Below are 23,168 nucleotides of genomic sequence, written 5' to 3' on the forward strand. Positions count from 1 at the left end.
CCTTTAGGGTTCCTAATACATTATGGCAGTCACTTCAGCCCGTATACTGCCTTGATTTTCAAAAATAACTAATTTTAAGAATGCTGTGCAATACAAACCTTGTCAAGTACAGTGGTTTTCTCTTACAACTTCCTAACAATTCTACCAATAAATCCATACATCCTAAAAAATGGCTTTTAGCTTGCTATTAAATGCATTCCAGCCATTTACCATTCGCTCCCATACCGAACGGTCATTTGCCTCTTCAGGCTCTTCAACAGCTTCTTGCAACTCACTTTGGCTAAACATGAGCAAACCAGCTGCTGTTGCATACATCGAACGACGTAATGCTGCCTGATGTTGATCATCAGCATAAACCTGTAACGGCGGATTACCCAAATGGGCAGATACCCCCAACATACGACGAGCCAAACTCACCATACCTTCGATTTGACAAGCATCCCCTGTCAACACTACACCATGGTATAAACCATGAATTGCGCCGCTCTGTTCGAGTTCATCGCGAATCTGGCTAAAGATCTCTTCATAACGGGCAATAATAATTTCTGACAACTCAATTCGACTAATAGTTTGAGGGCCATCAATTCCTTCAACCTGAATCATGTGATCTGGCTTAACAGCGCTTAAATCAACACAACCATGCAGAATTTTAATTCGTTCAGCTTCTTCTGTCGTGGTTTGCAATACAGCAGCAATATCACGTGTAACGTGTTCACCACCGCGCTGCAATGTACGAGCCAGAGCTAAACGTCCATCCAGATAAACAGCAAGATTGGTAATGCCTGCGCCAATATCGACTAGACAAACACCATACTCTTTTTCATCTTTCAGCAAGCTTGCCTCAGCGGTTGCCAGACAAGATACCACCATTTTTTCAACCCCGATATTTGCACCTTTCATAGCGCGATCAAGGTTTTGCATAGTTGCTATAGGCATCATCATGAGCTGATAATGTCCTGTCATACTATGGGCAGTCATATTAATTGGATTCTGCACCCATTCAGCAGAATCACCCAATTCAAAGCCTAACGGCACTGCACTTGCTAAATAGTAATCAGAAGTCACATGACTTGCTTTTGCCAATTCTAACGCGCGCACGACTTCATTTGTTGTAATAACATGTGCTGGATTAGCAACTGGTGTACGACCAGAGGCATAAAAACTTTGCAACTCGGTACTCGGAATCGATACCCATGCGCTATGAATGCGACATTCGGCCATATTTTCCGCTTCAGCAACAGCATTTTTAATCGCAGCGATGACTTTATCGAGGCTTACAATTTTTCCTTTATTCATGCCTCGATTGCGAGCAGTTGCCATACCGATAACTTGAATGTTATCCGGCGCATGAATTTTTCCAATCAAAACTGAAACTTTATGTGTCCCAATGTCAATCGCAACAACTGAGGGAACAGCTTCACTCATCACTCATACCATTTCTTTGTTGTTTAATACCAGGCAAATTGCCTATTTTAAAGCCACGTATTATGGCTTTGCTTTTGTTCCACCTGCAATGCTTGTGTCATCAATCGTTACAACAAACTGACCATTCACAATTTTAGGTGGTGTTGCGTTCTTCCATTGAATAGATAATCCATTACGATATCGCAAATCAATGGCTGAGATTTTCGACCACACCGGTTTTAAGTCAGATTGTGCCAGATGACTTAAACGTTGCAACTTATTCATTGTTTGATCTTGGTCAACAATAATTCGTAAACCTGAGTCAAACTGCATAAACCAAGTCATTCGCTCCGTCAGATATAACTCTTTTAAGCGCAAATTGACAGGATGGAATAATTGATTAATTTCATTATAGCGTCGCATCATCATTTTCGACTGGCTTACCGGACCATGGAGTAACGGAAGCTCAGGATGAATTGTTGGTTCTGCCTCACTAAATACATCGCCTCCATCGCTTAACAAGCGACCTGTTCCCCAACGGGCGATGGCATGTCGAGGCATGACACGAACACGAATACCATTAGGCCAAGCACGAGATACGACAACTCGGTCTACCCATGAAATTTCCAATGTCTTGTCACGAATCTGTTCTAAATCAGATGTAAAATAATTCGCTTTTATAATTGGAGCAACATGCTGCATTACTTGTTGAGTTTCAACTGAAGACGCCGAACCCACAACTTCTAGCTTTGCAACTTTTGCATCGGTAATAACTTTATATAGCCCATAAATTCCGACTGCCAGCACTACAAAAGCAATAACCAACAGCACCCATCCACCAGCATTCGCAAGCTTTTGCTTACGTGTAGGCGGTTTATCATGAATAGAGGTGATGGCCGCACGTTTACGGCGCATGGAAGCCGGAAGTTGTGCCATATTTAAGCCGTACCTTCCAATGTTTGCTCAAGAATTGCAACACACAATTCATCAAAACTATAGCCAACAGCTTTCGCAGCTTTTGGAACTAAAGAGTGGCTGGTCATACCTGGCACAGTGTTTACTTCTAAAAGCCAGAAATTACCCTGCTCATCCTGCATCGCATCAATACGGCCCCAGCTTTCTGCACCAACTGCCTGAAAAGCACGTAAGCATAATGCTTGTAGGTTTTTCTCTTCTGTCTCACTTAGACCACAAGGAATACCATACTCTACATCATTACGTTGATATTTCGCTTCGTAGTCGTAGAAAGCAACATCTGCTGGGGGCTGTAAACGAATAACCGGTAAAGGCTGACCATTTAGGAATGAAATTGTGAATTCACGACCTGTGATCCACTTTTCTGCCATCACAACTGCATCGTGCTGAGTCGCTTTTTCAATTGCAGCAGCAAAGTCTTCCGCTTTCTCAACCTTACTCATGCCCACACTTGAGCCTTCATGTACAGGTTTGATAATGACAGGTAAACCCAACTCGGCAATAACCGCATCTAAATCTGTTTCTTTAGTAATAATGCGATATGGCGCTGTAGGTAAATCGCTACCTTGCCAGATTTGCTTAGTTTTAACTTTATCCATGCCAATGGCAGAACCTTGCACACCTGTTCCGGTATAAGGCAGATTTAACCATTCAAGTACACCTTGAATCTGGCCGTCTTCACCACCACGACCATGCAATACGATAAATGCACGATCATAATTTACAAGTTCAGTCACACTGCGGTCTTGCGGATCAAATGCTTCAGCCTGAACACCTGAACGCAATAAAGCATCCAGAACTGCCTGACCACTATCTAAAGACACAGCACGCTCAGCCGATTTCCCACCAAATAGCACGGCAACTTTGCCGAATTTTGTAGCATTTGACACGTTTAAATCCTTAACCCGATAATTCAATACTTTTTTGTTTATTTCACATACAAATGGTGTTGTGCAAGTTCTACAGAAATTGCTCCCACGTTACCCGCACCTTGCGTTAATAACAAGTCATTTGGTTGTAACACATTTTGCATGATGTTTTGCAAATTACCTTCAACCGGATCAACCAAAATCGGTTCCACCTGTCCACGTAAACGAATACTACGCGCCAAAGTACGGCTGTCTGCACCTACAATAGGCTTTTCACCTGCAGGGTAAACTTCCAACAATAATAATTGATCGACTTGAGAGAGCACTTCAATAAAGTCATCAAAACAATCACGGGTACGAGAGTAACGGTGTGGCTGGAATAACATTACCAAACGACGATCTGGATGGCTCTGACGAGCAGCTTTAATAGTGGCTTCTACTTCTTTCGGATGGTGTCCATAGTCATCAACTAACTTAACGTTACCATCGGCAAGTTCGAATTCGCCTTGTACTTGGAAGCGACGACCAACACCACTAAATCCTGCTAAAGCACGGCTAATTGCATCATCAGAAACACCTTCATCAGTCGCAACACCAATAGCAGCCAAAGCATTCAAAATATTATGCATGCCCGGTTGATTAATCGTTAAACGTAGCGGTTCACGACCTTTACGTAATACGGTGAAGTGTGAACGCATACCATCTTGTTCAACATCAATTGCGCGAATGTCGTTGTCTTCGTTAAAACCATAGGTAATCACTGGACGGCCTACACGCGGCATAATTTCACGAATGTTGGCGTCATCACCACAAACTACAGCCAAACCATAAAATGGTAAGTTATGAAGGAACTGTACAAACGTATCTTTTAATTTATCAAAGCTACCTTCATAGGTATCCATATGGTCAGCATCGATATTCGTTACAATCGCTGCCATTGGTTGCAAATAAAGGAAAGATGCATCTGATTCATCAGCTTCAGCTACAATGAAACGGCTTTCACCTAATGCAGCATTTACGCCTGTACTGTTAAGTAAACCACCAATAACATAAGTTGGATCAAGGTTTTCTTCAGCCAACATCGTCGTTAAAAGACTTGTGGTTGTCGTTTTACCATGTGTACCAGCTACAGCAATACCATGACGGTAACGCATAAGCTCACCTAGCATTTCTGCGCGGCGTACGATTGGAGTACGTTGCTCAATCGCTGCTTTAATTTCCGGATTTTCTGGATCAATCGCTGTAGAAACTACAAGCACATTGGCATTTTTAATATTTTCCGCTTGATGGCCGATATAAACCTTGATGCCATTTTGCTCTAATTGTTCTGTAGTTTTAGATGCTTTAATGTCTGAACCGGAAATTTTATAACCTTGGTTACCCAATACCTCTGCAATGCCACACATCCCAGCACCGCCGATCCCCACAAAATGAATGTGTTTGATACGGCGCATTTCAGGCACTTTAATCAGTTTTTTTGCTTGGTTCGCAGCTGTTGATGGAGACATAGTAAATCCGATTACATTTTTTGGATAAGATCAACCACATGCTGAGTCGCATTTGGTTGGGCATGTTGACGCGCTTTCACTGCCATTTCTGTAAGTAATTGGCGGTTTATCAGCGAAGTGAACAATTCATTTAGAACATCTGGTGTCATAGTCGATTGCTGACAAATTTTTGCAGCACCGAAATCCGCCAGAAATTTGGCATTTGCAGTTTGATGGTCATCAACTGCTATAGGAAGTGGTACAAAAACTGCAGCCACACCTGCTGTTGCAACTTCTGTTACCGTGAGTGCTCCAGCTCGGCAAATAATTAAATCGGCCTCACTATACGCTTTTGCCATGTCTTCAATAAACGGCAAAACGTGTACAGTTAAATTGGCTGGTGCATCTGCATAGAGTGCTTGAGTTGCCTCAACTTGTTGCTGACCGCACTGGTGAAAAATATTAAGTGGAACTTGTAATTGTTTTAATGCTGGAGGTAAGCGTTCGTTGAGTGCTTTGGCACCTAAAGAACCACCAACAATTAGAATATTTAGAGGTTGCCCTGCTTGCGCACGCTCATCATAACGCCATTTTGGGCTTAAAATATCCGTGATTTCATGACGTACAGGATTTCCTGTTGTAACGACTTTTCCACCAGCAGGAAATGTATTTGGAAATGCTTCACAGACGACTTTAGCAACACGAGACAACTGCGCATTGGTAAAACCAGCAACCGCATTTTGCTCATGAATAAGTACAGGAATACCTAACAAGCGTGCGGCTAAACCGCCCGGGCCTGCTACATAACCGCCAAAGCCTGCAACCGCATCAACTTTAAGCTGTTTCATATAACGCATTGCGCTTAAAGTGGCTTTTAAAATTTTAAAAGGTGCGGCAATTTTACGGACTAATCCATTGCCACGGACACCTTGAATATCAATTTGATATATTGGAATATTTTGATCTTTTAATAATCGGTTTTCCATACCTGTTGGCGTGGCTAACCATGAAACCTGACAACCTTGTTGTTGAAGTTTTTTGGCTACGGCGAGGGCTGGAAAAACATGTCCACCTGTACCGGCAGCCATCATCATGACATGTTTAGGTTTGCTTTGCTGTGAATCGGTCACGGTCTAATTCTTCAACTCAAAAAACAATGGAAATTGTCATCTATTTTTGTAGCCGTTTATTTTAATCCTAAAGCTTCATTAACGAAAAGCTAATTTCACTCGTTTATAACAGAAAGATGTGCTTTTTTGAAAATATGCCTACAAAGCTGTGGTGTATTTAGTATTGTTATTTTATTAATTCATATATTTTCAGGTGATTTCCCATAAATACCACGGAAAACCACCTGAAATAACTAATTAAGCTGTACGACCAGCTTCTAATACATCAAATAGATCGTCTGCAATTGATGTACCAAATTGAGCATCAATTTCGCGGATACACGTTGGGCTAGTGACATTAATTTCAGTGACATAATTACCAATCACATCTAAGCCTACAAAAATCAAACCTTTTTCGCGTAAGAAAGGGCCAATTTTAGCTGCAATCAGCTTATCATTTTCAGTCAGTGGGCGCGCTTGGCCTAAACCGCCTGCCGCCAAGTTGCCACGAACTTCACCATTTTGTGGAATACGGGCTAGACAGTAAGGAATAGGTTCGCCATTCACCATTAAAATACGCTTATCCCCTTCTACAATTTCAGGAATATAGCGCTGAGCCATAATTGGACGGTTGCCTAGCTCTGTAAGCATTTCTAAGGTAGAACCAATGTTTACGCCGTCTTGGTATAAACGGAAAATTCCCATGCCACCCATACCGTCAAGCGGCTTAACAATCACATCACCATGTTCTTTAATAAATTCTCGAATTAAACTTTGTTGCGATGTCACAAGTGTAGGTACTTGTAGCTCTGGAAATTGCGTTGCAAAAAGTTTTTCGTTGCAATCACGCAATGATTGAGGCTTATTAATAATCCATGAACCTTCACGCTCAGCTTGTTCCAGCACGTAAGTTGTGTAAACAAAATTCATGTCAAATGGCGGATCTTTACGCATGAGTACTACATCATAAGCCGCGATAGATTCTTTTTTCTTTTCGCTAAGCTCATAGTAATGATTGTAATCTTCAAAAACTTTTAACGGTGAAATTAGACCGTAAGCCTTACCTTGATCGATATATAAATCTTGCTGTAATGCATAACCTAATTCATGTCCACGACGGCTCGCCGCCCACAACATTGCCATGGTTGAATCCTTTTTAAGGTTTACGGTTTCAATCGGATCCATGACGACAAGTACACGCATGCTCAAGCTCTTCTTAAAATTTAAATTAACATGAGTATAGCTGAGATTTTTCACTGGTTTTTCTTAATTTCAGTAAAACCTTATCTGTTATTTCTTGATCTGGAATTTAAGTAAATTCAGTTAAACTATGACTATAAAATATTATTTTTAAAGGCTAAACATGAAACTTTATCGCTATTTAACTGGCCCTGATGACTCTGCTTTTTGTGCACGAGTGACTAAAGCATTGAATCATGGTTGGGAATTATATGAAGCGCCAACCATGACCTTTAATGGAACGCATGTCATTGTGGGACAAGCAATTTGCAAAACAATTAACGAGAATTATGATCCAGAAATGGATATTTTAGATGTTCTGAAAAATAACGCTTAATTCCAAGGGGGAGTTTTTATTGCTAAAAGCCCCTCTCCACAACTCAATTAACAAGAAAAACTAATGAGTTAATTCCCATAGTTTGCTTAATTTACTCATTACATTCCTAAAAAATAGTTATTAAAAAATAAATATGTCATTTTTTGAGGCAATAGTTCTTTTATTCTAAACAATTAAATGATTATAATTATCATTTATACTTTTATTTTTGTTAATTGATTTTATTTTTATGTTAAGAATTTCTATATCATCTCCCCAAATTAAGCGTCTTTTCCCACTGAGCTTACTCAGTTTAATGATTTTAAATATTCAAGGTGCTAACGCCGAGGAATTGATTGAATCCTCATCAAAAGCCGCAGCCACCATGCCAACCATAAAAATCGAGGCCATGAGTGAGCTCGACCCGATTAAAAGCTATATCGATTATGACAAAGCCAATGTCACACGTAATGGTTTAGATAAAAAAGATATCCCTCAAACCGTTGATACCATTGATGTTCAGAAATATAAAATTTATGGATCGAATGATTTAAGCGTTATGTTGCAAGGCACCCCTGGCGTATCAACCAATTACGATATGCGCGGTGACGGCATCACGATTCGTGGCTTTGGTGCCGATACAGGTGATATTTACCGTGATGGCATACGTGAAAGCGGACAAGTACGTCGTAGTACAGCAAATATCGAACGTATTGAAATTTTAAAAGGCCCCGCTTCTGTTTTATATGGCCGTAGTTCTGGTGGCGGGGTTGTAAATATGGTGAGTAAGTTCGCCAATTTTGACTCTAAAAGTTCAGTTGGTGCGTACGCAGGTTCTTACGATAACTACGGAACCACTGCTGACATCAATCAAGTCATTAATGACAATTTAGCAATACGTTTGACTGGAGAATATAGTGAGTCAGGAAGCTTCCGCTCTGGCATTGAAAATAAAATTGAAATGTTTTCACCAAGCTTCACTTATAAAAATGATGATGGAACACTCACTTGGACTACACAATATACCTATGACAAATTAGGTCGTGTACCTGATCGTGGTCCAGCATATGAAAACTTGCCTGCGGGAACCTCAATTAAAATGGGATTTGCCCAAGACGGCGATTATGTTGATGATATCTTGCAAGTTGTGCGTACCGATGTGAATTATCAATATGCGCCTGATTGGAACTTTCACTGGGCAGCAAGTTACCGACAAGCAGAACAAAACTTTGACCACTTTTACTTTGGCACTTATTGTGGGTTAGATGGAAAAAGTTTGAAAGGTGAAGCATGCACCACTAAAAAAGGTTACATCAATCAAATTTACTACTGGCAGCAAACCAGCAATAAGACCACCACCAATACATTTGATATTAAGGGCAAGTTCAAAACAGGCCAACTTGAACATCAAATCATGATGGGTACAGACTGGACTTATGAGCAAAGAGAACCACATCTAGCGAACGCTACCAAAAATGGATCTATTTACGGCTACGTTAATCCATTCACAGGTGAACGTGAATATAGTCGTGGCAATGGCCCATTAGTGATGAGACAGCATAACTATAATGAAGGCACAACTTACGGCGTATTTATGCAGGATTTAATTGGTCTAAATGACCAACTTAAACTGATGATGGGTGTCCGCTACGATTACTTTGACTTTTCAACCACTAACAAATTAACTAATGAACACCGTAATGTAAAAGATGGCAGCTTTAGCCCGAATGTTGGTTTGGTATGGCAACCGCTTCCGGAACATAGCTTTTATACCTCTTACTCTAAAAGCTTTGCACCGTTTGGTGGACAAATGGGTGTTAACCAAGTTACTGGAAGCACCGATGTCACAAAAATGGATAAAGAGCCTCAATATAACGAGCAATATGAAGTGGGTGTAAAAAGTGAATGGTTAGATAATCGTTTAAATACTCAATTTTCTGTCTTTGATATTCGTAAAAATAATATTCGCTATAAACCAAACCCTGACAGTCAACCAGAGGTATGGGCAACTGCGGGACAGCATCAATCTCGTGGTCTTGAATTTAGCTTTATTGGTCGCGTACTTGATAATGTCTTTGTCCGCGGTGGTTATGGCTATACAGATGCAAAAGTAAAAGAAGACAAACAAAAGCCTGAACAAGAAGGTAACTCTTTAGCCAACACATCTAAAAACACAGGTAATTTATTTATTCGCTATTTACCAACTGAGCAGTGGTATACCGAGGTGGGCGTGACCTATGTCGGCTCGTATTATCCAAATATTAATAATCAAGTCAAAATGGAAGGCTTTAACCGTGTTGATGCAGCAATTGGCTATAGTGCAGCCCCATGGAACGTTACGCTCGCAGTGAATAACTTAACCAATAAAGAGTACTGGCGCTCAGATAGCATGCCAGGCACACCACGTAATGTGTTATTACGTTTGAATTATCAGTTCTAAGTAAATATTAAAAAGGCATACCCCTATTTTAGGTGTATGCCTTTTTCTTTTTTAGATACCGTATTTCTCGCGATAAGCTTGCATATTTGCTAGGGCTTCTTTTTCGCCTTTCTCTTCTAAATAATCCATTAAATCTTTCATGGTAATGAGTGCATGTACAGGAATTTCTAATTCTTTTTGAACTTCTTGAATTGCTGAAAGCTCACCTTGACCACATTCTTGACGATCTAATGCCACCAAAACACCCGCAATAGTTGCGCCAGCATTTTTCAAAATCGTTACAACTTCACGAATCGCTGTACCTGCAGTAATTACGTCATCAATAATCCAGACTTTTTTACCTTCAACCGCCGCACCCACTAAAACACCGCCTTCACCATGATCTTTAGCTTCTTTACGGTTAAAGCCCCATGGCACACTTTTGTTATGTGTTTGCGACAAAGCAACAGCAGTTGCCGCTACAAATGGAATCCCCTTGTAAGCCGGCCCAAAAATCACATCAACATTTTCACATTGTGTTAATTTATCGGCATAGCCTTGTGCTAAAAGAGATAAAGCTTCACCATCGTTGAGTAGGCCTGCATTAAAAAAATAAGGACTCACGCGTCCAGATTTTAAAGTAAACTCACCAAATTTAAGCACACCGCGTGATAATGCGAGTTCGATAAATGCTTGCGGGTTAAATGACACAGGCGTTGTCATGAGGTGCTCCAAATTCACAATTGAGGTTAAATTTTCGCATGATACCAAAGGATCAGTATCCAAGTGATGTAAAAATTCTTCGAGTCGTTTCCATTAACGTAAATGGCTTGCGTTCTTCAGTAACGAAAGGCTTACTTGAATGGTTAGAACAATCAGATGCCGATGTCGTATGCATGCAGGAAAGCCGCATTACCCATGAACAATGGACTGAAAAATTTAGACCCGAAGGATGGCATACCCATCTCTTTCCAGCAGAGCGTGCAGGCTACGCAGGGACTGCCATATATAGCCGCTTACCCTTTGTCTCTGTTAAAGACGGTTTAGGGTTTGAACTGGCTGACAGTCAAGGCCGCTTTATTTCTGCTGAATTCGATTTAGGTTTGTCACATCCGGTACATATTGCGTCATTATACTTACCTTCAGGCTCAAGTGGTGAAGAAGCGCAGGCACGTAAAGATTTATTTTTAGGTGAATACGCAAAGATCTTGAAACAATGGCGTGATGAAAATAAGTCAGTCATTATTTGTGGCGACTACAATATTGTTCATAAACGTATTGATATTAAAAACTGGTCAGGTAATCAAAAATCATCTGGCTGTTTACCACATGAGCGTGCATGGCTTGATCATATTTACGATGAACTTGGCTATGTCGATACATTCCGTGTAGTTCGCCCCGAAGCAGAACTTTATTCATGGTGGTCAAATCGAGGGCAAGCTCGCGCAAAAAATGTAGGATGGCGTATTGACTATCATGCATGCTCTCCAGACTGGAAAGCGCGTACAACCAATGCATGGGTCTTTAAAGATCAATGGTTTAGCGACCACGCACCCGTTATTATCGACTATAAAATTCAAGAATAAGTGAACAGTTGTTCACTTACATTGTCGTTTTCGCTTACAGCATATGTCGTTTTTGAGTATTTTTCTTACACAGCTTTAACGGCATTATAGCCCCACGGCACAGGGAAGCAGTCAGGATGACGCAAAAGGATAGGACGCCGTAGGAAGATAAAATAAACTTATGATAAGTTTATTTGCAAGGATGTGACATTGGACGTTGAAATGAGACCCGCATGATCAGGATGATTAAATGCGGGTTTTCTCTTTTCAATCTCTTATTTTTTGCGCTAAGTTCTTTTAGTTTTAACTTCTTCTTATTAAGCTCATTATCGCTTTGTCTTATGACAATAACATGACATTTCTCTTTTGATTAATCATTATTTTTCATTTGTTTTAAAAGTATCTGTATAAAGTAGTGCTCAAATGCGTTTTGAGTTAGGCTGTGTGCTCTCTCTTTTTGACATGGTCCGATAAAATGTTAAAAATTTATGGAATTAAAAACTGCAACTCAATGAAAAAAGCATTTGATGCTTTGCAAGCTAAAGAATTTAGCTATGATTTTCACGATTATAAAAAACAAGGAATTGATGCAGATACTTTAAAAATCTGGTTAAAAGAAATTGGACAAGATACAGTTCTAAATAAAAAAGGAACGACTTGGCGTAAGCTTTCAGAAGAAGAACAAAATCGCGCATTAAGCAGTGAAGATAACCTGATTGAAGCGCTCATTGCCCAACCAAGTTTAATTAAAAGACCTGTTTTACAAACCTCACAAGGTTTTATTGTAGGTTTTGATGAAACAACTTATCAAAATATCCAAGCATAAAAAAACGAGCCCAATGGCTCGTTTTTTATTGAATCTTTTAGTTAGCGCGAATCCACGTTTGGTTACGACCAAGCGCAGAAACACCAATATAACCACGCAATTTAAGCTTCTTACCGCCATCTGCCAACTCACCTTTCAGTTTGTAAGTTTTACCAGATTTTGGGTCTAAAATCGTACCGTTTTCATAACTGTTACCACCTACATTTTTTAAATTATGTACAATGGTGACACCTTTAAGTGGTTTGTTTTTGTACGGACCTTCACATTTTGTACAAGCGTTTTCTTCGCCTGGTGTCAAAATATTTTGAATGGTTGCAGTTAAGGTTCCATCCTTCTGTTCCGTGAATTTAACTACGGCTTTTGGCTTGTTGGTCTGATCATCAATTGTTTTCCATACCGTTCCATTGAGTGAATCAGCCGCATTGGCAAATGCAGCCATACCAATGAGTCCTAAAGCTAAAGCAATCTTTTTCATTTTTGTAATATCCTTGGGTCTTTCAAGATTTTTAGTATTCAGAAGTCGCAAAGATATTGCAATTTTTGAATGTGACTGTTTCGTGTAACCTTGTAATCTTGCAAAATAAAATTTACAAGAAAACAAGAAACTAGCATAAAAATGGATGCTCTATGAATATATCAAATGTTTGGAAATATTACTTTACAGAAACTTTTCTTAAAACAACAATTCGCAAGCCAAGTCAGCTAAATTTGCCGGCTACCGCCTTACGTCCCGTTCTAGATCAGATGTGTCGTGCTTTCCCACGACAAAAAAATGTTTCTGTTCGCCCGATTCGGCTAGCAGGCATTAAAGGTGAAGAAATCAAGCCACAAGATTCTGCCACTCAACTGATTTTTCACATTCACGGCGGCGCATTTTTTCTTGGCAGTGTCAAAACCCATCATGCTTTCATGACGGATTTAGCTGCTCGCACCCAGATGCAGATTATTCATGTGGACTATCCTCTTGCACCAGAGCATCCATATCCTGAGGCAACTGAAGCTCTGTATGACATCTATCAATCTTTAATGGTACAAGGTATTCAACCTAAAGATATTATTTTATCGGGTGATTCATGCGGAGCAAATTTAGCACTGGCGCTTTGTTTACGCTTAAAAGAACAACCTGAACTCATGCCGAGTGGTCTGATTTTACTATCTCCATTTTTGGATTTAACGCTCACCAGCGAGTCTCTTAGATTTAACAGAAAACATGATGCCTTATTGTCTATTGAAGCTCTTCAAACAGGAACTCAATACTATATAGGCAATCATATTGCAGCCGACGACCCACGGGTTTCACCTATTTTCGATGACTTGCATGGGCTACCACCAACTTTGGTTCAAGTGGGTTCTAAAGAAATATTATTAGATGATGCCAAGCGTTTTAAAGAAAAAGCCGAAGATGCCGGCGTTAAAGTTCAATTCAAACTTTATACAGGCATGTGGCATAACTTCCAGATGTTTAACGCATGGTTTGATGAGGCAAAACAAGCATTGGCAGATATTGCTGAGTTTGCTCATGAACTCGATAAAACTTAATTTATCTATGAATGATGTGAATAGTGAACAGAACTTTTCACATCATTTACTTTATAAAAAGTCATCATGCTTAAATTGAAAATCATGTTATGTTTAAAACATAAATTATTTAAACAATCCAATTTTAGGATGGTCTAACAAAGAGGCATCTATATTTAGGAGCCCTTACTTACTATGAAAAATCGTTTAATCACTCATCCAATACAAAGAACAAAACAGGTGATAATCGATTTCATCCACAATAATCACATCATTAACTGGACGCCATTACAAAAAAGCGCTCTCATGCTCACACTTGCCTGTGCCATGAATTTCAGTTGGATTTTATGGAAAGGTTATATTCTAATCACACCAAGTGTCTGGCGATGGGCACATTTACCTTTAGTTGAATCACAGCTCTGGCTCAATTTATTGACCTTACTTTTATTGGGTCTTTTGATTATCCCCTGCTATCGCTATAAAAATGATGAACAAGCTCAAAGAATTATTCCTTTCGTTAGTGTGCAATTTTTTACGCTTATGCTATGCCACGATGGATATTTAATTGGCAGTATTAGCCCCGCCACCATGGTGGGTTATGTCGGCACCATTGGTGTGGGACTTGTGTTATTTGACCGAAAAATTGTTTATAGCGCTCTTATACCTGCGACAATTATTTTAACCGTATGTACTTATTTGAGTATGAAAGGTGCTTTGCTTTATGCCCCTTTATTTAATTTTAAAGCTATGGAACATGCTCAAACTAACCCCTTTTGGTTGGGAAGCATGGCATTTTTTATTATGCCGATTTTATTGGCCTGTTTTATTTTATTTGAAATATTACTCACCCAATGGCGTCAAAGAGAAACTTATATTCAACGCTTAAGCCAACTTGACCCATTAACGAATGTATTAAACAGGCGTAGTTTAAACACTCATTTAGAATCAATGCACCAACAGCAAGTTGACTATGCAATAGTCCTTCTTGATATCGACCATTTTAAAAAAATTAATGATATATATGGACATCATCAAGGTGATCAGGTCTTAATTGAAATAGCGCAATGTCTTTCTGAACACTTGCGCAATGAAGATATTATTGGTCGATTTGGTGGAGAGGAGTTTATTTTATTACTCCCCCATACGGATATTATTCAAGCGGAAAAAATTGCTGAGCGCTGTCGCCAGGCTTTGCAAGAATTACCTGTTTGTAGCACTCAAAATAATCCCATCCATATTAGTGCTAGTTTTGGAATCAGCAGTTCAGCTTTTGCACAGGACCCTTATCTTGTTATTCGACAGGCTGATCAAGCACTCTACGCGGTAAAAGCTTCAGGACGTAATCAGGTCCGTACATTTCATCAGACCGAAGCTATTCAGACACTATGATTTTTTTAGCTTCGCCAAACTCGCGAGTTGCTGCAAAAGTTCTTGCTGACTAAAGGCCCCAGTTAAACGTAACGCACGAATTTCTTTTTGCTCTGGGCTTAAAAATAGATAAGTCGGTGGTCCTAAAATATTCCATTGCTTGAGTAGAGCTTCATGTGATTGGTCATAATGGCTCAAATCCAGCTTAATCAAATAGTAAGGTGCAAGAGCAGACTGAACCTCTGGCGCTTTTAAAATACGGTGTTCAATCGGTTGGCAAGCAACACACCAGTCTGCATAGACATCCACCACAATCGCCCGATCAGCAGGCGCTGCTGCTAAAATCTTTTGGAAGTCTGCCGCACTCGTTGCAACATGCCACTCCGCCATGTGCTCAGAACTTTGCAAATTTCGATTATGAATATGTTGATATTGGTTATAGGCTACAAAAGGTGTAACGACTAACAATAAGATCGCGTAGAGCCATTGCAGCTGCCCTTTTTTCAAGAAAAGCTGATAAAGCGAATAAGCTATAAAAGCGAGTCCTAATAGGAGACTAAGTACTTGCATGCCCCAATCTGGCAATAAAGGACGAATAAAGTAGAGACTTAAACCCAACATCAGAAAAGCAAAAATCACTTTAATCTGATGCATCCAGTTGCCCGCTTTAGGTAGGAATTTTGCTCCTAATATGCTCGCTAATAGCAACGGAATTCCCATTCCAAAACCTAGACAGAATAAAAGCAAAGCGCCTTGCCATTGGTTTTGTGTTTGAGAAATAAATAATAAAGTTCCAGCGAGTGGTGCAGTCATACAAGGACCGACCAAAAGTGCAGAAACCACACCCATGACTCCCGCACCCACTAGAGTGCCACCTTGTTGCATCGACTGAATGCGGTCAAGTCGGTTTAGCCATGTTTGCGGTAAACGAAGTTCAAATAAGCCAAATAGGTTCAGAGCAAAGATAATAAACAGCAAGCTAAAAGCAATTAAAGTCGCAGGTTGTTGTAACCAGCGCTGGAAATTTAAACCTGCCGAAGAAGCAATTAAACCTAAACCTGCATAAACCAATGCCATGCTACAAACAAAAGTAAGTGCAATGGTCCAAGCCTTTAAACCTTTGTGATCTCGAATAATTAATGAGGTTAAAATAGGCAGCATTGGTAAAGAACATGGCGTAAATGCGAGCAATATGCCTAAACCGAGAAATAATAAAATCCCATACCACAGCGAGTGTTCAATTAACTTGGCTGACCAAATCTGATCTTGCGCAATTTCTGGTGTGGTTGTAACAGCTGTTGTCTCTGTATCTTGCTCTTTTTCTAAAGAATCTGAAGAAGTGTCGGACTGTGTATTTGCCAAATCTAGCAATCGTTTTGACGCTGATCCTGCTTGATTTTGTACACCAACCAAGCCATCTGCATCAGTTTGAAACTCAATGGTTTGTGGCGGATAACAAATACGATCTTTTGCGCAGCCCTGCCAAGTCACGCTATAGTGTTCTGAAGGCTTAGTCTTAATTTGAAAATTAACTTGATGATAGTAAACCTCACTTTGCCCATAATTTTCATCATATTGAGCAATCGCTTTAGGTAACTTTAAAGCTAAAGGTTGCGTACCTTGTTGTACGGTAAATTTATGCTGATATAGATAGTAATTTGGCTGAATTTGCCAAGACAAATTCGCCGTATGCGGCTCAGAAGATTCAACCGAAAATGAAAAAGCTTGTTCGGGTGAGAGTAGCTTATCTTGTGCAGAAACCAACTGGCTAAATAGACAAACAGCAACTGCTAGAAAATAAAGAATTCCCTGATGAATAGGCTTTTTCATTAACATAAAATTTAAATTGCTTCGATTAGAACAAGAACGCCACGCCTAAGCCACCACGGTAGCTCTTGTCTTGACCCTCTAAATCAACCCCTACACTTGCATCAAGCTGAGTACGATTATTAACTGCATAGACTAAACCTGTGCCTAAACCATATTCATAGTCTTGGCTTTCAGCTTTACGATAAACAAATTCTGAATAACCAGAAAGCTTACCTGCGATTTTATAGTCAATCGTTGGGATTGCAGTTACTGCCCAGTTACTATTTTGTACTTCGTAGCGCATAGTGATTGATGTGCCTACCAAGTCATTATATTTATAAGCTACCGCTGAACTCAGGCTATAAATATCATCATGCGCAGTAAATTCATCATTTCCTGTTGCAATAACAGCCTCAGCTAAAACAGCCATTGATAAGTTATCATCATCTAGATCAATTGCTTTTTTCAAACCGATGCTTACATCACCAAAACCTGAATTGTCAGTTTTTTTGCCAGCACGTTTGGTTTGAGTCCATGCTGGACCTTGCCACCCTAATTGTAATTCTAAGCCATCAGCCAAACCTGTACGGAATAGCATATCTTCATTTACAGTTACGGTCTTTTCTTTAACGCCATTAACAGTCGACTCTGTATAAGTTGCGCTAGGTAAACCTTGCTCCCAAGCTAACTTACCTACTGGTGTGATCCCTGTTCCAAAGCCTGAACCTGGACGGTCAAAAGAAAACTCTGCTGCGAAAGTACTTCCGGCAGCAACAGTAGTCAGAGCAAAAGTTAAAATTTGTACTATTTTCATTTTAATATCCAATCAAGCAGTTAATTCTTTTGTCATTTTAGCCCCATGACGGCGCAATAACTCTAATGTTTCACGCTCTTCTTCAAGCGATTCTGACCAATCTATTTCATCAAAGTCACAATCAAAGAACAACTGACTGATAGAAGATAAAATGGTGAGACCTTCTTCATCACGTGAGTTTGGATCAACTTTTTCATCGAGTAAACGTTGAACGGCTGGCGCGCATGCCGAGCTTGCTGCATCCCATAGCGGACCATAAAACTCTTCTGCATCCCAAAGGTGTACATTGGCTTTGGCCTGAATCAAAGCTTCGAGAATATCGAGGTAAACTTGTAAAGCTTGTTGCTTTTCTTCTTTTGATAATGGTGTACCAGCTTCATAAGCTTCCGATACATTTTCCCACCATTTAAAAATTCCGTCACAGATAATCGACACAGGTGGTCCTTGCTCCGGATCAATAAAGTTCGGATCAAGTCCTTCAGCAAGTAATTTCTGCACTTGCGCGAGTTCTAATTCTTCTATGGCTTTAATTAAAGCTTGCTGCTGGGTGGTTAACATGACCATCTCTCAAAAATATATTAGGGCTATTATGCCTAATCTCTTATCCAGATTTTAGAGGTTGATTGCATCGCATTGCAAACCTAATGTTGTGAATAGTTTTATTTTCATCAAATATAAAAAAAGCCCCGAAGGGCTTTTTAGCATTTTTAATTAAACTTCATCATCAATGAATTCTGGTTGCCCACCTCTCGGGTGTTCTTTTTTCTCAAAAGTATGTTCGAGGCTACGTTTTAATTTTTCAATCGCGCCATGAATTGAAGCATCAATATTTCCTGCTTTATGGTGCACTGCAACCGGTTTCAAACCTGAAGGACGTGCTTCAATCATACAGTGGATATCTTTGTCACCACTTTTGTCCCCATTTTCATCACTAAAATGAACCGAGAAATGTGTAATACGTTCGCTATGACGTTGGAATTCTTGAGTAAGTTCTGCACGTACATAAGTAATTAAACGTTCACTATTATGGATGTTTTTATCTGTGCGGATTTCAATATTCATAAATACCATCCTCTCTTTCTTACTGTGGATCTTTTCTATGCAAAACTTTTTTATGTTGGCATGTTTTAAGCATGCATCAACTGACTTTAATTGTACATTTTGATGGTGTAATGGTTTGTTATCTCCTGACTTAAACGTACTGGTTTTAATATATTTTGAAGATCTCCATATCTTCAATATCAGTCCATCTATAAAAATATGCAAGCTGATTTTTTAAATTTTTATGAAAAAATGAACAAAAGGAGAGCAATCGTGTCCAAATCTTATCTATCTGGAGCCGAGCTTATTGAGCAAATTCAAAAGTCTCCTTATTCACGTGATTTAATCGGTTATCACGGGCAACCTCCACAGGTTAAATGGCCTAACAATGCTAAGGTTGCAGTGCAATTTGTGCTTAATTATGAAGAAGGTGGAGAAAAACATATTGAGCACGGCGATGAGGGCTCGGAACAGTTTTTATCAGAGATTATTGGCGCTGCAAGCTACCCTGCTAAACATATGTCGATGGACTCTATGTACGAATATGGTTCACGTGCTGGTTTTTGGCGCATTCATGCTGAATTTCAAAAACGTAAGCTCCCGATGACTATTTTCGGAGTTGCGATGGCGCTCGCCCGCAACCCTCATATTGTGGAAGCAATTAAGCAAGCTGATTATGATGTGGTTTCTCATGGCTACCGCTGGCTTCACTATCAAGATACTGATATTGAGTTAGAAAAACAGCATATAGAACAAGCTTTATCTGTTTTAGAAAACTTGTTTGAAAATAAAGTGATAGGTTGGTACACCGGACGTGATAGTCCCAATACTCGTCAGTTACTTGCAGAGTTTCCACAACTACAATACGACTCTGATTATTATGGCGATGATCTGCCTTTTTGGACAACGCTTACCGATACGGCTGGTGCATCGCGCCCTCATCTAATTATTCCTTATACCTTAGAATGTAACGACATGAAGTTCTGCTCGCCTGGTGGCTTTAATAATTCAGAACAGTTTTTTCAATATTTAAAAGATAGTTTTGATGTGCTGTATGCAGAAGGTGAAACTGCACCAAAAATGATGTCGATTGGAATGCACTGCCGTATTTTAGGGCGTCCAGGTCGTTTTAAAGCACTACAAAAATTTCTCGACTACATTCAAATGCACGATCGAGTCTGGATCTGTCGTCGTCAAGACATTGCGCAGCATTGGTATAAAAATCACATAACTAAATAATCAATTTTTAATTTTCCAAATTCATAAGAGACACATAAACCACTATTGGCACTGTTATTGCTAAAAATCTATATCACAACAACGAGTTTAGGAATAACAGTGTTTTTAGCCGAGTTTAATCAAGCCCCACCCGAACAACTCAAGACTTTGTTAAAAAACTGTGTCCACATTCCAGCATGGGCTGAGAAAATCATCTCAAAACGCCCCTATTCATCAAAAGCATCTCTTTTAGAGCATGCAGAAAATTTAAGTCAAATGTGGTCATGGCAAGACATTGAAACTGCTTTAGCAACTCACCCAAAAATTGGTGAACGACAAGCAAAAAAACAACTCAATGCAAAAGAGCAAGATTTTTCAAATCAGGAACAAGCTGGCATTTCCTTAGATGAACAGACACAAAAGGCTCTGCTACAAGGCAATCTCGATTATGAACAGAAGTTTGGCTTTATTTTTTTAATTAAAGCAGCGGGCCTTAGTAGCGATGAGATTTTAAAAAAGCTACATGAACGCTTACAACATGACTTAGCTATCGAAAAAGTAATTGTACATCAGCAACTTGCAGCGATTGCTCTATTACGTCTATCTCAGGAAATACAAGCATGATCAGCACTCATATTTTAGATACGAATTTAGGCAAACCAGCGGCCGACGTAGAAGTGAAATTGTTTCATGCAGAAACTCATGAGCTGCTAGCGACAGCAACCACTAACCCAGACGGTCGAGTGGGTAATTTTGGAATAAAAGATTTTGCAAAAGGTGCTTATCAACTTGAATTTGAAATTGCGCCTTATTTTTCATCTCAGCAAGTCAAAACTTTTTTCCCGCGTGTTTGCATTCAATTTTTTATAGAAGACATCAATCAGCATTATCACATTCCATTACTGATCAGCCCGTTTGCTTACTCCACTTATCGCGGTAGCTAACTCAGAATATAAATAGGAGAAAAATATGAATCATCAGCAAAAGAATGCGATTTCTCCAGAGCATGAATATTTAGGAATATCCAAAAGTTTTGCTTACGGCTTACAGCATGTGCTGACCATGTATGGTGGTATTGTAGCCCCGCCACTGATTATTGGAACAGCGGCAGGCTTAAGCTCAGCACAAGTCGGAATGTTAATCGCAGCCGCCCTATTTGTAGGTGGGTTGGCAACACTGATTCAGACCATTGGGACGAAATATCTAGGCGCTAAGTTACCTTTGGTTCAGGGTGTATCTTTTGCTGGCGTGGCAACCATGGTCGCCATTATCACCACTGGGGGAGGCTTACCTGCTGTTTACGGTGCGGTGATTGTCGCCTCTCTAATTGGACTATGCCTTGCACCTTATTTTTCAAAAATTATTCGGTTTTTCCCACCCGTTGTGACTGGATGCGTCATCACGATTATTGGGCTATCGCTGTTACCCGTTGCGATTCGCTGGATGATGGGTGGCAACAACAAAGCACCTGACTGGGGTAGCGTAGAAAATATCTCTTTAGCCTTACTGACCTTAGGTATTGTGATTGTTCTGAATATGCTGCCGCAAGCAAGCATTCGCCGCTTATCAATTTTGTTGGCTATTGTTGCTGGTACCACCCTCGCCTACTTTATGGGTTTTGGTGATTTTAGTCAGGTGAGTTCAGGTGCATGGCTGCAATTTCCACACTTATTTGCATTTGGCTTGCCTACTTTCGAGCTTAGTGCAATCTTGTCGATGTTGATTGTAACTTTGGTCATTATGACTGAAACGACAGCCGATATTATTGCTGTCGGAGATATTGTAGGAACTGAAGTCGACGCGAAACGGATCGCCAATGGCGTACGTGCCGATATGTTTTCGAGTGCTTTCGCACCTATCTTTGGTTCGTTCATGCAAAGCGCTTTCGCCCAAAATGTTGGGTTAGTTGCCATTACAGGTATCAAAAGTCGCTTTGTAGTCGCAGCAGGTGGTGTCATTCTCATTATTTTGGGCCTACTCCCTATTATGGGTCGTTTGATTGCAGCGATTCCAATGCCCGTACTTGGTGGTGCGGGTTTGATCTTATTTGGTTCAGTTGCAGCAAGTGGAATTCGTACTTTGGCAAAAATAGATTATAACGATCAGAAAAATTTAATTATTGTCGCGACCGCTTTATCAGCAGGGATGATCCCCATTATTAACCATGAGTTTTATGCTCATTTTCCAGTTTGGGTACAAACTTTGTTCCATTCGGGTATTAGTTCAACATGTATTTTTGCTATCTTGTTGAATTTATTATTTAATCACTTACCTTCATTTCGCAGCTCGCGTACCCCGCATTTAAGCCAAACAATAAACACAAGAAATACTCATTAAAGGTTTAGTTTTTAGCGCCCCACTTCGGTGGGCTTTTTTTTAACCGTTGATCAAATTTGGCTTCATTTTTGCTTAAGACCCTGTATCCTTAGCGTGCTTTATTTGGGGGGAGATCATTTAAATGCAATTAAAGCAACTTGCGGCGACTTGTGCCTTGTTATCTGCAACTGCCATGGTTCAGGCAAAACCAATCTGGCAAGATTTTAGCGTGACCGGACTTTATGGTGAAAACTATGAAGTTGTAGATGACAAAGAAACCACGATTACTTTGGAATATGCAGCGAAAGTTAAATACGCTGATGTGTTTTTCTTTATGGACCGCATGCGCGGTGAAAATGACCATAAGAGTACTTACTTTGAGTTATCACCACGTTTAAGCTTAGGCGAAGTGTCTGGTAAAAAACTGTCGTATGGCCCAATCAAAGATGTACTCATTAGTACTACTTGGGAAGGTAACAGTGAAGACGGCAATAACTTCGATAACTTCCTTTATGGTTTTGCAGTTGATTTAGATATCCCATATTTCCAATATGCGAATTTAAACTTCTACCGTGCAAATAATGAGAACACTGACGACGATTATCAAATGACATTCGTTTACGGCATTCCATTTAAAATCGCATCTGAAGATTTCTTGGTAGATGGTTTCCTTGACTGGTCAACTGCTGAGGGAGACCATGCCAGCGAGTTGAACTGGACAACTCAGTGGAAATGGAATGTAGGTAAACACATTTCTCCTGATACACGTCTATACCTCGGTATTGAGCACTCTGTATGGAATAATAAATTTGGTCTACAAGGCCGAGATGAAAATAACGTCAGTGCTTTGGTTAAATACCACTTCTAAAATTTTG

At 39.9% G+C, this 23,168-nt stretch carries 23 protein-coding genes; 11 read left to right on the forward strand and 12 right to left on the reverse strand.

Annotated features, from left to right (window positions below; translation table 11 throughout):
* Nucleotides 1-162: 162 nt before the first annotated feature.
* The 6 genes from ftsA to gshB all read right to left on the reverse strand — a co-directional run bounded on the left by ftsA (nucleotide 163) and on the right by gshB (nucleotide 7,047).
* Nucleotides 163-1,425 carry a cell division protein FtsA gene (ftsA, locus tag OD757_RS12140; protein ID WP_009391393.1) on the reverse strand — a complete coding sequence of 421 codons (1,263 nt, stop codon included), beginning with the start codon at nucleotides 1,423-1,425 and terminating at the stop codon, nucleotides 163-165.
* Nucleotides 1,426-1,485: 60 nt separating this feature from the next.
* Nucleotides 1,486-2,340, reverse strand: a complete 855-nt coding sequence (locus tag OD757_RS12145; RefSeq protein ID WP_009391444.1) for a cell division protein FtsQ/DivIB — start codon at nucleotides 2,338-2,340, stop codon at nucleotides 1,486-1,488.
* A gap of 2 nt (nucleotides 2,341-2,342) precedes the next feature.
* Complete coding sequence (locus OD757_RS12150) at nucleotides 2,343-3,269, reverse strand: D-alanine--D-alanine ligase (RefSeq protein WP_005300616.1); 927 nt, start codon at nucleotides 3,267-3,269, stop codon at nucleotides 2,343-2,345.
* 38 nt (nucleotides 3,270-3,307) lie between these two features.
* The gene (gene murC, locus OD757_RS12155; RefSeq protein ID WP_003654096.1) at nucleotides 3,308-4,756 is read right to left on the reverse strand and encodes a UDP-N-acetylmuramate--L-alanine ligase; all 1,449 of its coding nucleotides are present in this window, start codon (nucleotides 4,754-4,756) and stop codon (nucleotides 3,308-3,310) included.
* Between the two features lie 11 nt (nucleotides 4,757-4,767).
* Entirely contained in the window at nucleotides 4,768-5,865 is a 1,098-nt protein-coding gene (gene murG / locus OD757_RS12160; RefSeq protein ID WP_263032032.1) for an undecaprenyldiphospho-muramoylpentapeptide beta-N-acetylglucosaminyltransferase, read from the reverse strand.
* A gap of 237 nt (nucleotides 5,866-6,102) precedes the next feature.
* A complete protein-coding gene (gshB, locus tag OD757_RS12165) occupies nucleotides 6,103-7,047 on the reverse strand; it encodes a glutathione synthase (RefSeq protein WP_263032033.1) in 945 nt (314 codons plus the stop codon).
* 160 nt (nucleotides 7,048-7,207) lie between these two features.
* Here gshB and OD757_RS12170 point away from each other — a divergent pair, with 160 nt between their 5' ends.
* Both OD757_RS12170 and OD757_RS12175 read left to right on the forward strand, forming a co-directional pair.
* Nucleotides 7,208-7,420, forward strand: coding sequence for a DUF1737 domain-containing protein (locus OD757_RS12170; RefSeq protein WP_263032034.1), 213 nt, complete (start codon nucleotides 7,208-7,210; stop codon nucleotides 7,418-7,420).
* Between the two features lie 229 nt (nucleotides 7,421-7,649).
* Nucleotides 7,650-9,839 (forward strand): TonB-dependent receptor, encoded by a 2,190-nt coding sequence (locus OD757_RS12175; protein WP_263032035.1) that lies wholly within the window; start codon nucleotides 7,650-7,652, stop codon nucleotides 9,837-9,839.
* Between the two features lie 51 nt (nucleotides 9,840-9,890).
* Here OD757_RS12175 and pyrE read toward each other — a convergent pair whose 3' ends face one another.
* Complete coding sequence (pyrE, locus tag OD757_RS12180; RefSeq protein WP_263032036.1) at nucleotides 9,891-10,541, reverse strand: orotate phosphoribosyltransferase; 651 nt, start codon at nucleotides 10,539-10,541, stop codon at nucleotides 9,891-9,893.
* Between the two features lie 38 nt (nucleotides 10,542-10,579).
* Here pyrE and OD757_RS12185 point away from each other — a divergent pair, with 38 nt between their 5' ends.
* Together OD757_RS12185 and OD757_RS12190 are read left to right on the forward strand one after the other, a co-directional pair.
* On the forward strand, nucleotides 10,580-11,404 hold the full coding sequence (locus tag OD757_RS12185) for an exodeoxyribonuclease III (RefSeq protein WP_009391431.1): 825 nt from the start codon (nucleotides 10,580-10,582) through the stop codon (nucleotides 11,402-11,404).
* A 454-nt stretch (nucleotides 11,405-11,858) separates the two neighbouring features.
* Entirely contained in the window at nucleotides 11,859-12,209 is a 351-nt protein-coding gene (locus OD757_RS12190) for an arsenate reductase (RefSeq protein ID WP_263032037.1), read from the forward strand.
* A gap of 37 nt (nucleotides 12,210-12,246) precedes the next feature.
* Here OD757_RS12190 and OD757_RS12195 read toward each other — a convergent pair whose 3' ends face one another.
* Nucleotides 12,247-12,684 carry a DUF2147 domain-containing protein gene (locus OD757_RS12195; RefSeq protein WP_009391439.1) on the reverse strand — a complete coding sequence of 146 codons (438 nt, stop codon included), beginning with the start codon at nucleotides 12,682-12,684 and terminating at the stop codon, nucleotides 12,247-12,249.
* A gap of 152 nt (nucleotides 12,685-12,836) precedes the next feature.
* Between OD757_RS12195 and OD757_RS12200 the strand changes: the two genes are divergently transcribed.
* Both OD757_RS12200 and OD757_RS12205 read left to right on the forward strand, forming a co-directional pair.
* On the forward strand, nucleotides 12,837-13,748 hold the full coding sequence (locus OD757_RS12200; RefSeq protein ID WP_263032038.1) for an alpha/beta hydrolase: 912 nt from the start codon (nucleotides 12,837-12,839) through the stop codon (nucleotides 13,746-13,748).
* 174 nt (nucleotides 13,749-13,922) lie between these two features.
* Nucleotides 13,923-15,116 carry a GGDEF domain-containing protein gene (locus OD757_RS12205; RefSeq protein ID WP_263032039.1) on the forward strand — a complete coding sequence of 398 codons (1,194 nt, stop codon included), beginning with the start codon at nucleotides 13,923-13,925 and terminating at the stop codon, nucleotides 15,114-15,116.
* On the opposite strand, the gene dsbD is transcribed toward OD757_RS12205, so the two are convergent.
* The 4 genes from dsbD to OD757_RS12225 form a co-directional block, all read right to left on the reverse strand.
* Complete coding sequence (dsbD, locus tag OD757_RS12210; protein WP_263032040.1) at nucleotides 15,111-16,931, reverse strand: protein-disulfide reductase DsbD; 1,821 nt, start codon at nucleotides 16,929-16,931, stop codon at nucleotides 15,111-15,113. The genes OD757_RS12205 and dsbD overlap by 6 nt on opposite strands.
* Before the next feature lie 19 nt (nucleotides 16,932-16,950).
* Nucleotides 16,951-17,718, reverse strand: a complete 768-nt coding sequence (locus OD757_RS12215) for a transporter (protein WP_263032041.1) — start codon at nucleotides 17,716-17,718, stop codon at nucleotides 16,951-16,953.
* Between the two features lie 12 nt (nucleotides 17,719-17,730).
* Nucleotides 17,731-18,276 (reverse strand): ankyrin repeat domain-containing protein, encoded by a 546-nt coding sequence (locus OD757_RS12220; RefSeq protein ID WP_009391363.1) that lies wholly within the window; start codon nucleotides 18,274-18,276, stop codon nucleotides 17,731-17,733.
* Nucleotides 18,277-18,429: 153 nt separating this feature from the next.
* Entirely contained in the window at nucleotides 18,430-18,780 is a 351-nt protein-coding gene (locus tag OD757_RS12225) for an HPF/RaiA family ribosome-associated protein (RefSeq protein WP_004640014.1), read from the reverse strand.
* A 252-nt stretch (nucleotides 18,781-19,032) separates the two neighbouring features.
* On the opposite strand from OD757_RS12225, the gene puuE reads away from it, so the two are divergent.
* The 5 genes from puuE (at nucleotide 19,033) to OD757_RS12250 (ending at nucleotide 23,161) form a co-directional block, all read left to right on the forward strand.
* The gene (puuE, locus tag OD757_RS12230; protein ID WP_263032042.1) at nucleotides 19,033-19,998 is read left to right on the forward strand and encodes an allantoinase PuuE; all 966 of its coding nucleotides are present in this window, start codon (nucleotides 19,033-19,035) and stop codon (nucleotides 19,996-19,998) included.
* Between the two features lie 99 nt (nucleotides 19,999-20,097).
* On the forward strand, nucleotides 20,098-20,601 hold the full coding sequence (gene uraD / locus OD757_RS12235; protein ID WP_263032043.1) for a 2-oxo-4-hydroxy-4-carboxy-5-ureidoimidazoline decarboxylase: 504 nt from the start codon (nucleotides 20,098-20,100) through the stop codon (nucleotides 20,599-20,601).
* Nucleotides 20,598-20,921 carry a hydroxyisourate hydrolase gene (gene uraH / locus OD757_RS12240; RefSeq protein WP_263032044.1) on the forward strand — a complete coding sequence of 108 codons (324 nt, stop codon included), beginning with the start codon at nucleotides 20,598-20,600 and terminating at the stop codon, nucleotides 20,919-20,921. Before uraD ends, uraH begins: the two co-directional genes overlap by 4 nt.
* A 25-nt stretch (nucleotides 20,922-20,946) precedes the next feature.
* Nucleotides 20,947-22,314 (forward strand): nucleobase:cation symporter-2 family protein, encoded by a 1,368-nt coding sequence (locus tag OD757_RS12245; RefSeq protein WP_263032045.1) that lies wholly within the window; start codon nucleotides 20,947-20,949, stop codon nucleotides 22,312-22,314.
* A 121-nt stretch (nucleotides 22,315-22,435) separates the two neighbouring features.
* Entirely contained in the window at nucleotides 22,436-23,161 is a 726-nt protein-coding gene (locus OD757_RS12250; RefSeq protein WP_191900299.1) for an outer membrane protein OmpK, read from the forward strand.
* Nucleotides 23,162-23,168 lie beyond the last annotated feature (7 nt).

The organism is Acinetobacter sp. AYS6 (assembly GCF_025630795.1).
Classification (GTDB): domain Bacteria; phylum Pseudomonadota; class Gammaproteobacteria; order Pseudomonadales; family Moraxellaceae; genus Acinetobacter.

Coding starts and splice junctions, on each gene's coding strand:
- ftsA (WP_009391393.1), bottom strand. CDS start 1,425: ATGAGTGAAGCTGTTCCCTCAGTTGTTGCGATTGACATTGGGACACAT.
- OD757_RS12145 (WP_009391444.1), bottom strand. CDS start 2,340: ATGGCACAACTTCCGGCTTCCATGCGCCGTAAACGTGCGGCCATCACC.
- murC (WP_003654096.1), bottom strand. CDS start 4,756: ATGTCTCCATCAACAGCTGCGAACCAAGCAAAAAAACTGATTAAAGTG.
- gshB (WP_263032033.1), bottom strand. CDS start 7,047: ATGCGTGTACTTGTCGTCATGGATCCGATTGAAACCGTAAACCTTAAA.
- OD757_RS12170 (WP_263032034.1), top strand. CDS start 7,208: ATGAAACTTTATCGCTATTTAACTGGCCCTGATGACTCTGCTTTTTGT.
- OD757_RS12175 (WP_263032035.1), top strand. CDS start 7,650: ATGTTAAGAATTTCTATATCATCTCCCCAAATTAAGCGTCTTTTCCCA.
- pyrE (WP_263032036.1), bottom strand. CDS start 10,541: ATGACAACGCCTGTGTCATTTAACCCGCAAGCATTTATCGAACTCGCA.
- OD757_RS12185 (WP_009391431.1), top strand. CDS start 10,580: ATGATACCAAAGGATCAGTATCCAAGTGATGTAAAAATTCTTCGAGTC.
- OD757_RS12190 (WP_263032037.1), top strand. CDS start 11,859: ATGTTAAAAATTTATGGAATTAAAAACTGCAACTCAATGAAAAAAGCA.
- OD757_RS12195 (WP_009391439.1), bottom strand. CDS start 12,684: ATGAAAAAGATTGCTTTAGCTTTAGGACTCATTGGTATGGCTGCATTT.
- OD757_RS12200 (WP_263032038.1), top strand. CDS start 12,837: ATGAATATATCAAATGTTTGGAAATATTACTTTACAGAAACTTTTCTT.
- OD757_RS12205 (WP_263032039.1), top strand. CDS start 13,923: ATGAAAAATCGTTTAATCACTCATCCAATACAAAGAACAAAACAGGTG.
- dsbD (WP_263032040.1), bottom strand. CDS start 16,931: ATGTTAATGAAAAAGCCTATTCATCAGGGAATTCTTTATTTTCTAGCA.
- OD757_RS12215 (WP_263032041.1), bottom strand. CDS start 17,718: ATGAAAATAGTACAAATTTTAACTTTTGCTCTGACTACTGTTGCTGCC.
- OD757_RS12220 (WP_009391363.1), bottom strand. CDS start 18,276: ATGTTAACCACCCAGCAGCAAGCTTTAATTAAAGCCATAGAAGAATTA.
- OD757_RS12225 (WP_004640014.1), bottom strand. CDS start 18,780: ATGAATATTGAAATCCGCACAGATAAAAACATCCATAATAGTGAACGT.
- uraH (WP_263032044.1), top strand. CDS start 20,598: ATGATCAGCACTCATATTTTAGATACGAATTTAGGCAAACCAGCGGCC.
- OD757_RS12245 (WP_263032045.1), top strand. CDS start 20,947: ATGAATCATCAGCAAAAGAATGCGATTTCTCCAGAGCATGAATATTTA.
- OD757_RS12250 (WP_191900299.1), top strand. CDS start 22,436: ATGCAATTAAAGCAACTTGCGGCGACTTGTGCCTTGTTATCTGCAACT.